This window comes from Chloracidobacterium sp. N (assembly GCF_018304765.1).
Taxonomy (GTDB): domain Bacteria; phylum Acidobacteriota; class Blastocatellia; order Chloracidobacteriales; family Chloracidobacteriaceae; genus Chloracidobacterium; species Chloracidobacterium aggregatum.
Genome location: NZ_CP072642.1, coordinates 1718591 through 1730984 on the forward strand (window position 1 = coordinate 1718591; position 12394 = coordinate 1730984).

Here is a 12394-nt window from a genome sequence, read left to right on the forward strand (position 1 = left end):
CAGGACTTGTACGGCATTGTTACTGAAATCACCAGAGACAGGCAAAAGAAAGGCGGTGCGCCGGCTGCGCACCGCCTTGGTCTGGAAACGTAGGCTTGAGTCGCCAGGAAGAACGCACCGGTTCAGCGGGTGGGTTCTGTGCCACTGGCTGTCGGCTGCACCTCGATCTGGCGTCTGACAATACCGTTCGGAGCCGGTGTGAAGGCAATCTGCTGCTGCCGGAAATCAATCTCGATACGGCAGTGGCTCAGGAAATCGCCCCCCAGGATACCGCTCTGTTCAAAACCCGATGACTCATTGAGGCGGCGCATGTCAATGACCGGCAAACGGAGATCAGGGCGCACAAGGTCATAAATCCGCATGGCACCAATCGCCAGAACCGGCACTTTTTCGGATGACCCGGCCGCGCCGACGATCCGCACACACTGATCGGGAAGAATCTTGGACTGCCAGTTGTGCCGCTCGACGACCGATTGATCCACAACCGAGGCACTGGCACCCGAATCCAGGATGAAGTTAAGGATGTGGCCGTCATCGAGCTGTGTCTCAACACTGATGAGTCCGCTTTCCGTCAGGCGGAAAGGCAGACGGGTCGCACCATCACCTGCCGGAGCCGGCTGGGACTTGGGCGCAGCATCGCGTGGAGCGTAACGCAAGCCCAGCGTTCGCTGTGAATAGTCAAGGGTCAGAACAAAATCGGCGAGCGTTGACAGTCCCAGAAAGCCATCCACCTTGGCGCCGTGGCTGTTCAGGCTCTGAATGTCACGGAGATAGACCGGCACGGTTTCAATCTTGATCGGGCCCAGTTCAAGCGACTTCAGGACGCCATAGACGATAGGAAATGTCCCGCTCCCGCCCACGGCCCGGGCCTGTCCTCCGGCGGCCACCGGACGGATACCGAGTTTGGCGGCAGCCTCGTTGGAAAGCACACAGGAACTGGCCCCGGTGTCGAGAACGAAGTTGAACGGCCCCTTGCCGTTGATGCGCACACTGATGTGCGGCCGCCGCCCGTGGAGTTCAAAGGGAATGAGGGCATCGGCGCGTTCCTGAACGACGTTGATGCGTGAGGTTCCAAGGTAGGTGTAGAAACGAATCACCCCTTCGATCCGCTCACGCCGCTCGCTGTCCGTGCGTGGGGCAAGCCGCAGGAAGTTGCGCAGGGAGTCGGCCGCAAAGTGAAAATTCTCCAGCCGGGAGGCAATCCGCGCCGCCAGCAGGTGATAGTCCGGCTCTTCGGGGCTTTCACTGATGGCGGCCATGATGAGTTGCGCCGCCATGGGAAGCTGATTCTCATAACAGGCCAGCTCGGCAATCCCGGCCATGGCGATGGCATTGTTGCGCTTAAGCGCGAGCGCCTGCTTGAGGGCCTCGAAACCATCCCGAAAGTAACCGGAACGCAGGAGCGCCACGCCTGAAATGGCGAGGGCTTCATCGTGCTTTGACAGCGGTGCAAGCAATGGACGCACCACATCGTAGGCTTCCGCATGGTGCCGGGTCTTGATAAGCAGCCAGGCCAGGCCGCAGCGTGCCGGGGCCAGTTCCGTATCGAGGGCCAGCGCCTGGCGGTACACGGCCTCAGCCGCCTCGAAGTCCCCGTTCCGCGCCAATTTGCGCCCCTGCTTCACGAGGTTGGCCGCCTGGCGACGCGCCTCGGAAGCCTCATCCCCCCCCAGGACTGAAGGTGCGGCCCACGTCACCGTCCCCCAGTGCGTAACGCAAAACGTCAGGCACAGGACGGTTGTCCACCGTACCAGGCTTTCAAAAGCCATCGGCCGCCATAAACGGGTAGCGCGGAGCAAGCTTCCCATGAGAACCAACCTCCCTGAATGAGCAGATGAGACACAACCGAATCCGCGCAAGCACGGGAACTGGGGGGCAGCCCGTTTGCACCATCACCGGGTTGCTGGAAACCTAAAGCCGAGCCGTCAGACCGAAACCCGCTCTGACCCAAAAAGGCGTTGCAACGTATGAAAAAGGAGTAAGCCGAACGATAGCCTGCGTTTGTTGTGCGTGGGCAGGATTATAGGCTAACCCGCGCCGGTATGCAAAAAGATGTGGCGTGGCCGCCGTCCCTCACCGGAGGTATCTGCCTGACGCCCGCGGAGCACCCAACCGGGGATATGCCCGCCGGACGGAATTCCGATTTACCCTCATCGCCAAGGGAACTAGCATGGGAGTCACCATCTTCTGTGCCTCGTCCTGGACGGACACCCGTCCCAGTCGAGCCATGAGTCGGGCCCTGAATTGAGCCATGAAAATTGTTTGTCCCGAATGTCAAACCGAAGCGGCGCCGGGGATGAAGTTTTGCCGCAACTGTGGCGAAAAGCTCCCTGACCCACTCGCATCGGCGCCGACGGTTGTTGGCACGGCCCTGCCACCACCAGACCTGGCAAGAACGGTTGAAAGTCCGGCCGCCATACCACCCAGTCCGCCACCTGAAGCCTTCAAAACCGTAGTGGGGCAGGCCGTCACACCGCCGAAGCCACCTCCCGACGCCTTCAAAACCGTAGTGGGGCAGGCCGTCACACCACCCAAGCCACCTCCCGACGCCCTCAAAACCGTGGTGGGGCAGGCCGTCACACCGCCCAAGCCGCCTCCCGACGCCCTCAAAACCGTGGTGGGGCAGGCCGTCCCGGCCGCTGCCCCATCCCAACCCACATCGTCAGGCCCGGCGGCCACGGAGCCGGAACCGGCACAGGAACTGGCAGCCGACAGCGGCCGGCGCTTTGTGTACCTCATGCTGACGCTGGTGGCGCTGGGTTTTCTGGCCGGACTGGCGCTGTTTGTTGCCGTCTATGTCTTTGGCGAAAAACCCACGCCAGCCACCCCGGCAGCGCGTACGGGCACGGAGTTCCTCGACGCTTCCATCACCCGCATCGAGCTGTGCAGTTTTCGGGTGCTGCCGACCGAACCCGATGCCTTTGACTTCCAGGCAGCGTCCAGTGCCTTTCCGGCGGGCATCCGGGCGGTTGCCATTCGCGTCAGTGGCCGCACCCGCCCCGATGGCGACTACCGTGTGGTCTGGCGTCGGCTCGAAACGGCCGCGCCGCTGATGGCCCAGTCCATTCAGTCCCTGACCGAAAGCCAGCAGGCCGTCCGTCTGCTCTATCAGCCGGATGGAATGCCCCTGTCTTCCGGGGCCTATCTGGTTGAAATTCAGGATGGTGACCGGCCGCTGGCCCGTGCCTATTTCACGATTGGTCTTCCGGCCAAACCGTAGGCCCACAGCCCGGAACTGCGCACGCGAACGGTCATCCGGGCAAGCTGGTGGGCAGGTCCGTTGTTTGGGCAGGGGACGCTTTGGCCGCGACACGGAGTTCCGCCAGCGCCGCCGAAAGCACCCGCACCGACGACACGAGCAGCAGAAGCACCAGCCCGCTGGCCACCACGACATCCGGCCACGCCGCCGCTGTCAACCACACCAGTGCGGCCGCCACCAGAACCGCCACATTCCCTGCCACATCATTCCGGGAACAGGCCCAGACGGAACTCATGTTGATGTCTTCCTCGCGGTGCTGCCACAGAAGCCACAGGCAGGCGCCATTGGCGGCGAGTCCGAGCAGACTGAAGACGCCCATGACCTCAAACAACGGCACGCCCGGATGGAAGAGCCGGTGGACGATTTGCACCACAACCCCTGCGGCGGCGGCAAGGATGAGGCCGCCTTTGAACAGGGCGACGCGCGCCTTGGCGGCCCGGTCACGGGAAACCACGTAGAGGCTCAGTCCGTAGGTCAGCGCATCGCCCAGGTTGTCCAGGCTGTCCGCCAGCAGGGCTGTCGAACGGCCATACCACGCCGCACCGACCATCACGCCAAACATGAGCGCGTTGATGCCGAGCGTCAGCCACAGCGTACGCCGTTGCCGCGCGGAACAGGGATTGAACGCACTTTCGTCGTGGCAGCAGCTTCCCATGGCAGCCTGTCTCCCGCACCGTCAGGCAAAAGTGATCGTCAGGGTGTCACCGCTGTAGTCGGCGCCAACGGCTTCCTTGTTCCGTACTTCGGCCGGCAGCGGGATGTTCCGCTTGAAATGACCGATTTCAAGCACGAGTTCACCGGCGCGGGTGACGAGGTCAAGACGTTCCAGCTCCAGGTTGGGAAGCCGGAGTTTGAGGGCATGCTGACCCTCGGCCCCCGCTTCCAGCGTCATCAACGGCGACGGCAAAGCCCGTTCCAGTGGATCGCGTCCTTTGAAGACATGTTCGGCCAGCGCCGTCAGGGCTGGCAACCCAATGGGTTCTTCCGCCTGGTCGGGTACTTCCACCACCGGCAGTCCGGCAGAGCTCTGCGCCAAGGTAGCCAGCGCCGCTTTCTGCGTGGGTAACTCCCGGCGGACACGATTGACGAAGATGCTTTCCACCGGACATTCGTACAAATGGTGATACGTCACCAGGCGAAGGCCGTCCGTCACGGCCAGCCGTTCCGGGCGCGTCACCAGACGGTGTGATGTCACTTCCGGGTTGGTCAGCGCCGCCCGCATTTCGCCGACCCGGCGGCTTACTTCCGGGAGCATGTCCATCGGATTCCGGCTGGGGAAAAGGGACTGCATCACGGGTGTCGCCACCAGGGCCAGCCGCCGATACCAGGTCTCGATGCTCGAAAGTATCCACTTGAGACCTTCCGGGCCGGACAGCAGGGTCATCATCCCGGCCGTGGGCGGCGTATCCACCACCACGACCTCATACTGCCCTTCGCGGCTGGCCCGCCAGATTTCCGTCATGGCCGTCAGTTCTTCGAGCGCCGGGAACAGCAGCACTTCCTGCACGTAGGCCGACTTGCCCGTGCCAATTCCGCGCAGAATCGTGGCCACGTAATCCTGTATTTCGGGCCACTGGGTGCGCATTTCGGCCAGGGCGCTGACTTCACGTGCCTCCAGGTTGGGAGCGACCGGCGTTGGTGCATGTCCGACCGTTGTTCCAAGTACGTCGCCGAGGTTATGCCCGGCGTTGACGCTCATCAGGAGCGTCCTGTGGCCACGGGCGGCACAGGCCAGGGCCGTGGCGGCTGACAGCGTCGTTTTTCCGACGCCTCCTTTGCCAAAATACGTCACAATCCGCATACGCTTTCCTTTGGAGCCTGCTTGCCAGAATGAGGGTTGTTCGTGGGCTGGCAGCCAACGATATGTGGTTCAGGCACGAAATGCCACACACCAGCGCGACCTGGGCTTGGACTCAAGCCTGCCACAACACGCCCAGCACGGTGACGTCATCGCGCTGCACGGCTGTTCCACAATGCCGCTCGAAAGCCAGTGCCAGTTCCTTCCCCTGAAGCGCCGGGGGCAGCAGCGCCTGACGTGCCAGCAACGTACGTAGTCCTTTTGCCCCCAGTCCACGAGACGAGTGTTCACCATTCTGGTCGGCGAAACCGTCGCTGGTGAGGTAAAAACTGCGCACCGTGCTGAGTTCGATAGTTGTTTCAGCAAAGTAGCGGTCACTCCGCTGTCGCTCCCCGCCGATGCTCCGGCGGGACCCCTTGACCTCACAGCAGGTTCCGTCCAGGTGAACCACATAGAGTGGGCGGCGCGCACCGGCAAACGTCATCTGTGTGCTGTCGTGCCGAAGATAGCACAGGGCCACTTCCATCCCGTCGCTGGCGGCCGTTCCATGTGTTTGGCCCTGTGTCTGGCGCAGGGCGTGGCGCACCGCCAGATCGAGCCGTTCGAGCAGCAGTCCCGGCGGAGGCATTTCCACCACCAGGCGATTGAGCAAATCAATCCCGATGAGGGACATGAACGCCCCGGCAACCCCATGTCCGGTACAGTCGGCAACGGCCAGGTACGTGACCTGGGAGGTGTGGTGAACCCAGTAGAAGTCGCCACTCACCACGTCCCGCGGACGGAAAAAGACGAAAGCGCCCCGGCCGATGCGGGCCAGGTCATCGGCTTCCGGCAGCAAGGCCTGTTGAATCCGCTGTGCGTAGGCAATGTTGTCCGTCAACTCGGTCTGCTTTTGTTCCAGTTCATCCCGCTGGCGGGTGATGACCGAGGTTCGCTCCACCACCTTGGCTTCGAGGTCACGATTGAGGGCATCGAGTTCGCCATAGACGCGGGCAAAACGGTTGGCGAGCGAAAGCGCCATGGAAAGAAGGATGGCTGCCAGGCCCCACGAAGTCAGAGGAATGGTTGTATAAAACCCAAGCCGGATGCCCAGCAGGTCGTTGAGTGTGCAGCTCATCGAGATAAGCAGTCCGACCACAATCGTCCGTGCTTCACGGTTTCCACGTCTGGCTTCGGCAACGATCAGCGCCACGAACAGCGCCGGGAACAACAGCGATACCCATACCCGTGGCGTCGAAATCAGCAGGGAAAAGGCCAGACTGGGTATCACCACGGGCGCTATCCCCAAAAGCGCCAGGAGGCCAAGGTAGCCTTTGACGAACCACCCCATGCGCCGCCCAAAGAGCGTCCACAGAAAACAGGCCTGCGGTATGAACAGGACGGAGATCGTGAAGCTGTTGAGCTGCCACAGCGACACATAATCTATCCATTCCGAAGCCCACCACCGCGCCCCTGACCCATACCAGTTGATGGCAAACAGAATGGCGAAAAGCCCGAACCACAGATACTCGCGCTGCTCGCGGCGGCGGAGAAAGAACAGCAGGTGAAACAGCCCGGCCAGAAAGAACACCAGCGCCAGCACGAGCTCGGTCACTTGTGACTGCTTGCGTTCCAGGATGGCCAACTGAACCGCCTGCTGCACCTGGAGGGCATCTCCGATGAGAAACAGGCCGCCGTCGAAACCACCTCCCTGGGGTGTCCGCTGCATGCTGGCCGGAAACGGCCGGAAGCGTACGGCAAGGACGAGCGGCCGGCCAGGCAAAAGGGCCTCGGCCGGTATGAAGAAAAACTGCGGATGTGGAACGGCAAACGTGCCTTGTCCAGCCCATGGCCCAAAGCGCCCCACCAGATACCCGTTGGCATAGACCTCATAACTCGCCCAGTCAGCTCCCCCCAGCGCCAGTCCCAGCCCGGCGCGGGAGGCTCCAGCTTCCGGCGGCAACTGCACGGTCTGGCGATACCAGGCCACGCCGGCATACCCGCGATAGCCCTGTTTTCCCCACGGCCGGGTGATTTCGATGGGCGTCCATCCGGTGCTGGTCGTGTCCGGCGCGGCCCAGGCCGGGTCATCTCCCGTCCGAAACAGCCACTTCCCATCGAGTGACGTTGGGTGTTCCATCGTCACCCTTGGAACCGGCTCTCCAAAGGCCGGACTTCCTGCGCTGAGGACAAGCCCCCACCAGAGACCCACCGCCCAGGGAAGCCACACTACAAACATTCGGGATGTCCGCCTTGACCAGGCTGTCATGCCCAACCGTCCTGCCCAATCATTCCTGTATCAATCCTGTACCGACGGCGCGTTTTTCGTCGGGCTACGCTAAAGTGTTCCCGGCCGCCCTGCAAGCGAGCCACCCCGGATGCCCACCCTTGCCGTCATCATCATTGCCCGCAATGAAGCCGCCCGGTTGCCGGCGGCGCTGGATTCCGTCGCCTGGGCGGATGAACGCATCGTCGTCGTGGATACGACAACCACCGATACCACGGCCGAAGTCGCCACGGCGCACGGGGCGCGGGTTGTCTGGCATCCCTTCACCGGCTACGCCGCGCAGCGCAACTTTGGCGACACCCTGACCACCTGCGACTGGATTTTCTGCCTTGATGCCGACGAACGTGCCACGCCGCCCCTGCACAAGGCCATTCACACAGCCATGCAGACGCCGTCGCCCTGCGTGGCCTTCACCGTCCGGCGGCGCAACCGTTACCTTGGGCAGTGGGTCCGGTACGGCGGCTGGTATCCCGACCGCCAGTTGCGGCTCTATCGGCGTGGCGCCGGGCGTTGGCGCGGCGAGTTCATTCACGAGTCCTTCGAGCCGATGGGGCCGGTCGGCCACCTCGACGCAGACATCGAGCACGAGGCCATCACCTCCCTGGCTGACCACCACGCCAAAATGAACCGCTACACCGACCTGGCCGCCCGGGCACTCCTGGCCGCCGGGCAGCAGTGCCCGTTCTGGAAGCTGCTTTTCTGGCCGCCGGCCACCTTTTTCAAAACCTATTTCCTGCGCCTGGGCTGTCTCGACGGCTTCCCGGGCCTGTGCATTGCCTGGTTTGCCGCGCATTACGTGTTTTTGAAGTACGCCAAGGCCCGCGCCCTTGCTGCCGCACCGCCCACGCCGGATAACCCGGCGCTGGAAAACCCGGCACAGACGCCGGAAGACGCCACCCACGCGGACTTGCCTCACTGAACCGGAGCATTGTTGACATGCTGTTCGGTTGTGCGCTGGCGCATCTGGCGGCGATTGAATCCGTAGAGCGGCAACCCAAGAGCAATGATGCCCAGACCAATCCCGGATGAAACCGGATTGGTCACCAGCGTGTTGACGATGAGCCACCCGGCCACGCCGAGAAACACCAGCGGCACGACGGGATACCCCAGCGTCCGGTAGGGACGCGCCACCTGCGGCTGCGTCCGGCGCAGCACGAATACCCCGGCCGTGGCGAGGCCGTAAAACACCCAGGACGCAAAGACGACATAATCCGTCAACTGGTCAAACGTGCCGGACACCGCCAGAACGCAGGCCCAGAGTCCCTGCGCCAGCATGGCCCAGGCTGGCACAGCCGCCCGGTTAAGCTGCCCGAAGCGGGCAAAAAACAGGCCGTCCCGCGCCATGGCGTAGGGCACCCGCGCGTTGGTCAGAATAGAACCGTTGAGCGCACCCAGGCTCGACAGCACGAACGCCACGGACACCAGCCGGGCCCCGCCGTCGCCAAAGAACGTCTGGGCGGCTCTGGTCGCCACGGGCGGCGCTTCCGGGTAGGCCGTGGAGTTGGCCGTGGCAATGGCGCTCATCGGCAGGGCGTAGCAGTACGCCAGGTTGGCCAGGCCATACACCGTCAGCACGATCAGCATGCCGAAGATGAGCGCCCGGGGGATGTTCCGTTCGGGATGCTGCACCTCGCCGGCCGCCATCGGCAGGTTGTTCCAACCATCGAACGCCCACAGCGCCGCCAGCATGGCCGCCCCGAAGGTTGTGACATTGACCGTTGCCGGCACGTCAGAGACCCAGACGTTGGACCAGTTCCCGGTCGGCGAGCCAAGCAGAATACCCCCCACAATGGCGACGATGGCGCCGACCTTGACGGCCGTCAGTACGGATTGCAGCCGCCCCCCAACCACGACACCCAGGCTGTTGAGCAGTGAAAACAACGTGATTGCGCCAATGGCGATGAGCTGGCGCGGCCCGAACTGCCAGGCTATATCAGCCCCGAAAAGGCGGAATGTCGTGACATACCAGGGACGGCCATAGTCCACGACCCCGCCCAGAAAAATGGCCAATCCCACGCCGTAAATGGCTATCGAACCGGCCGCGGCCACGGCAAACCGCATCCAGCCGTAGAGAAAGGCCAGCCAATCGCCATAAGCCGCGCGCAGAAACACGTACTCACCGCCGGCGCGTGGCAACATCGCACCCAGTTCGGCGTAGGTCAGGGCGCCGGCCAGAGACAGCAAACCGGCAGCCACCCAGGCGGCCAGCACGGCCAGCGGTGAACCCAGCGCCTGCCCCATCACGGCCGTCTTGAGAAAAACACCCGTTCCGATAATCGTCCCAACGGTCAGCGCCAGCGCGTCGGTCAAGGTCAGTCCACGCCGGAGTTGTGGTTCGTCGGTCGGTACAGAAGCCATAGTTTCAGGACGGACAGCCCGACGCCGGCGATGAAGCCGCTGCCGGTTGAGCCAGCCTCCGTCAGGGAGTACAAAGTTGTGACGACAAAGGTATGGTGTTGCCACCTTATCCCGCTTCCAAAAGAAAGCAACATGTTCCCGGCCCGCCTGACTGCCTGCTCCCTCGCCAGCTTCCTGCTCCTTGGACTCGTGACGCTATGGCCACTCCGGCCGGTCGCCCTGGCCCAACGGGCGGACCCGGAAGCCCCGCCCGCCCAGTGGACACGCATCAGTGATTTCGATACGCAGCACCTGGCGCTGGACCTGCGTTTCGACTGGCCAACCGAAACCGTCCACGGCACGGCGCGGTTGACGTTCAAGCCTGTCCGGTCGGATTTCCGCCGCCTCACGCTCGATGCCGGGCAGCCGATGACTGTTCTCGAAGTCACCACGGAAAGCGGTGCAAAGCTGGACTTCCAGCACGACAAAGCGGCCGAAAAACTCACGATTTCGCTCGACCGAGGCTATGGGCGAAGCGATACCGTGACACTGGTCATCACCTATCAGGCCCGGGCGACACCGCCCACCGGCGGACTCTTCGGCGTGTTTGGCACGGGACTGACATTTCTGCGCCCGACCTCGACGGCTTCCAAACGCCGGTATCAAATCTGGTCCCAGGGTGAGACCGAATACAATCGCAACTGGTTTCCCTGTTTTGACTTTCCCAGTGACAAGTTCACCTCGGAAGTCCGCGCCACGGTCGAAACACCCTACACGGTCATCAGCAACGGGCGGCTGGTTTCGGATACAGACAACGGCGACGGTACGCACACCGTCCACTGGCGGATGGAACAGCCGCATGCCAGTTATCTGCTCTCGATTGCCATCGGGCAGTACCGCGTCATCACCAACGAGTACGACGGCATTCCGGTGCAATCCTACGTCTATCCTGACCGGTACGCCGACGCCCGGCGCGCCTTCGCCAACCTGCCGCGCATGATGGCGTTTCTTTCGACCGAAACAGGCATCCGCTACCCTTATGCCAAATATGCCCAGACGATGATTGCCGAGTTTGGCGGCGGCATGGAAAACATCACGACGACCCACCTGGCCGATAACCTGCTCCCCCGCGCCCATGAGGAACTCGATAACATCGAAGCCCTGCAGGCTCACGAACTGGCCCACCAGTGGTTCGGCAATCTGGTGACGTGCCGGGACTGGTCGGAAATCTGGCTGAGCGAAGGTTTTGCCACCTATTTCGAGGCGCTCTACATGGGGGAGCGGTTTGGGATGGCCCGGCTGCGGGCCATCCTGGCCGAACACCACGCCACGTATCACCAGGCCTGGAATGAAGGGCTGCGGCGGCCCATGGTCACCCGGCAGTTCGCCCACCCGGACCTGCTCTTTGACGCCTACGCCTATTCACGCGGCGCGCTGGTGCTCGACATGCTGCGGTTTGTCGTCGGCGACGAAGCCTGGCGCGAAGGCATCCGGCACTACCTGCAACGGCACCAGTTCCAGAACGTCGAAACCGGCGACTTCCGGCGGGCGATGGAAGAAGCCAGCGGTATGGGGCTTGACTGGTTCTTTGACCAGTGGGTGTACCGCATGGGACATCCGGTGTTTGAAGTCACTCATCGTTACGACGCCGACCGGCGGCAACTTACCGTGAAGGTTTGCCAGGTGCAGAAGCCGGAGCCGGCATCCCGACACGTGCAGACGGAGTATTTCCGCACCCCGGTTGAAGTGGAGATCGTCTCGGCCCAGGGACGCCGGCAGACTGTCCGGTGGTTTGTCGAAGCCCGGGCCGAGCAGGAATTTTCACTCCCGCTTGACGCTGCGCCACGGGCGGTTCGCTTTGATCCGCAGCACCGCCTGATTCGGGAAGTCGTCGGCGAAACAGCGCCGCTCCGGGAAGTAGCGGGTGTGGGATGGTGGGGCTGTCAGCACCGGCATCAGCACTGGTATCAGCCGGGGCTGTCGGCCACGGCCGTGACACATCGGCGATGCAATCCATTGCTGAGTCGTGTAGTCTTTCCCCACAGGCATTCCCAGCACTGCGAGGACGAGGGCCATGAGCGAACCGACTTCACTCGATGAGCAACTCAGTCAGCTCGAAACCGAAATCCGCCGTCTCAAAATCGAGTTTGACATCTTTTTCAATGGGGGACGGGAGCGCCCGCCTTACGACACGAAATACCGCATTGACAAGATGGTGAAGCGAATCGAGGAAAACAAATCGCTGCGGTTTCAGCAACGGTTTCGCTTCAATCAAATCCTGGCGCGTCTGGCAGCTTTCCAGCGACTCTGGGACCGCACCGTGAAGGACCGGGAAGAAGGACGTGACCTGCGTACGCAGTATCTGGTGAACTTCCGTGAAAACGAGGAGCGCCGCCGCGAAGAGTTCGGCGAAGCCATTGACGAACTCGATGTGGATGCCGTGCTCAGTGACTTCCGAAACAACCCGCTGCCGCCACGTTTTGAACCCACCACGGTACAGATGAGCCGCCACGTATCGCAGGACCAACAGGAATCCAACATTCGCCGGCTCTACGAGAGCCTCCAGCAGGCCAAGCGCACGGTGGGTGAGCCAGTCAACACGAGTTATGAGCAGTTCCGGCAGATCATCGTCCAGAACACCCAGAAACTGTGCGCCGAACGCCAGACGGACCAGGTGAACTTCACCGTGGACATCGTTGATGGCAAAGTGAAGTTCAAAGCCAAGTAATCCTTT

Annotated in this window: 9 protein-coding genes; 4 read left to right on the top strand and 5 right to left on the bottom strand. The window is 62.5% G+C overall.

Annotated features, from left to right (window positions below):
• Positions 1 to 122: 122 nt before the first annotated feature.
• A complete protein-coding gene (locus J8C05_RS07075) occupies positions 123 to 1808 on the bottom strand; it encodes an aspartyl protease family protein (RefSeq protein WP_211421552.1) in 1686 nt (561 codons plus the stop codon).
• 443 nt (positions 1809 to 2251) lie between these two features.
• Between J8C05_RS07075 and J8C05_RS07080 the strand changes: the two genes are divergently transcribed.
• Positions 2252 to 3220 carry a zinc ribbon domain-containing protein gene (locus tag J8C05_RS07080; protein WP_211421553.1) on the top strand — a complete coding sequence of 323 codons (969 nt, stop codon included), beginning with the start codon at positions 2252 to 2254 and terminating at the stop codon, positions 3218 to 3220.
• A 31-nt stretch (positions 3221 to 3251) separates the two neighbouring features.
• Here J8C05_RS07080 and J8C05_RS07085 read toward each other — a convergent pair whose 3' ends face one another.
• The 3 genes from J8C05_RS07085 to J8C05_RS07095 all read right to left on the bottom strand — a co-directional run bounded on the left by J8C05_RS07085 (position 3252) and on the right by J8C05_RS07095 (position 7176).
• Positions 3252 to 3914, bottom strand: a complete 663-nt coding sequence (locus J8C05_RS07085) for a cation transporter (RefSeq protein WP_211421554.1) — start codon at positions 3912 to 3914, stop codon at positions 3252 to 3254.
• A gap of 21 nt (positions 3915 to 3935) precedes the next feature.
• Positions 3936 to 5060, bottom strand: a complete 1125-nt coding sequence (locus J8C05_RS07090) for an ArsA family ATPase (protein ID WP_211421555.1) — start codon at positions 5058 to 5060, stop codon at positions 3936 to 3938.
• Positions 5061 to 5172: 112 nt separating this feature from the next.
• Complete coding sequence (locus J8C05_RS07095) at positions 5173 to 7176, bottom strand: SpoIIE family protein phosphatase (protein ID WP_211421556.1); 2004 nt, start codon at positions 7174 to 7176, stop codon at positions 5173 to 5175.
• 238 nt (positions 7177 to 7414) lie between these two features.
• Between J8C05_RS07095 and J8C05_RS07100 the strand changes: the two genes are divergently transcribed.
• Positions 7415 to 8242: a glycosyltransferase family 2 protein gene (locus J8C05_RS07100; RefSeq protein ID WP_211421557.1), complete on the top strand. Its 828-nt coding sequence runs from the start codon at positions 7415 to 7417 to the stop codon at positions 8240 to 8242.
• Here the strand turns inward: J8C05_RS07100 and J8C05_RS07105 are convergent.
• The gene (locus J8C05_RS07105; RefSeq protein ID WP_211421558.1) at positions 8236 to 9681 is read right to left on the bottom strand and encodes an APC family permease; all 1446 of its coding nucleotides are present in this window, start codon (positions 9679 to 9681) and stop codon (positions 8236 to 8238) included. The genes J8C05_RS07100 and J8C05_RS07105 overlap by 7 nt on opposite strands.
• Positions 9682 to 9813: 132 nt before the next feature.
• On the opposite strand from J8C05_RS07105, the gene J8C05_RS07110 reads away from it, so the two are divergent.
• Both J8C05_RS07110 and J8C05_RS07115 read left to right on the top strand, forming a co-directional pair.
• The gene (locus J8C05_RS07110) at positions 9814 to 11760 is read left to right on the top strand and encodes a M1 family metallopeptidase (protein WP_211421559.1); all 1947 of its coding nucleotides are present in this window, start codon (positions 9814 to 9816) and stop codon (positions 11758 to 11760) included.
• Positions 11735 to 12388 (top strand): MXAN_5187 C-terminal domain-containing protein, encoded by a 654-nt coding sequence (locus J8C05_RS07115; RefSeq protein WP_211421560.1) that lies wholly within the window; start codon positions 11735 to 11737, stop codon positions 12386 to 12388. The genes J8C05_RS07110 and J8C05_RS07115 overlap by 26 nt, the downstream gene beginning before the upstream one ends.
• The last annotated feature ends 6 nt before the right edge of the window (positions 12389 to 12394 follow it).

Excerpts from the sequence above, each read along its gene's own strand:
- J8C05_RS07090 (WP_211421555.1), bottom strand. The coding sequence starts at position 5,060 with ATGCGGATTGTGACGTATTTTGGCAAAGGAGGCGTCGGAAAAACGACG.
- J8C05_RS07085 (WP_211421554.1), bottom strand. The coding sequence starts at position 3,914 with ATGGGAAGCTGCTGCCACGACGAAAGTGCGTTCAATCCCTGTTCCGCG.
- J8C05_RS07105 (WP_211421558.1), bottom strand. The coding sequence starts at position 9,681 with ATGGCTTCTGTACCGACCGACGAACCACAACTCCGGCGTGGACTGACC.
- J8C05_RS07080 (WP_211421553.1), top strand. The coding sequence starts at position 2,252 with ATGAAAATTGTTTGTCCCGAATGTCAAACCGAAGCGGCGCCGGGGATG.
- J8C05_RS07110 (WP_211421559.1), top strand. The coding sequence starts at position 9,814 with ATGTTCCCGGCCCGCCTGACTGCCTGCTCCCTCGCCAGCTTCCTGCTC.
- J8C05_RS07100 (WP_211421557.1), top strand. The coding sequence starts at position 7,415 with ATGCCCACCCTTGCCGTCATCATCATTGCCCGCAATGAAGCCGCCCGG.
- J8C05_RS07095 (WP_211421556.1), bottom strand. The coding sequence starts at position 7,176 with ATGGAACACCCAACGTCACTCGATGGGAAGTGGCTGTTTCGGACGGGA.
- J8C05_RS07075 (WP_211421552.1), bottom strand. The coding sequence starts at position 1,808 with ATGGGAAGCTTGCTCCGCGCTACCCGTTTATGGCGGCCGATGGCTTTT.
- J8C05_RS07115 (WP_211421560.1), top strand. The coding sequence starts at position 11,735 with ATGAGCGAACCGACTTCACTCGATGAGCAACTCAGTCAGCTCGAAACC.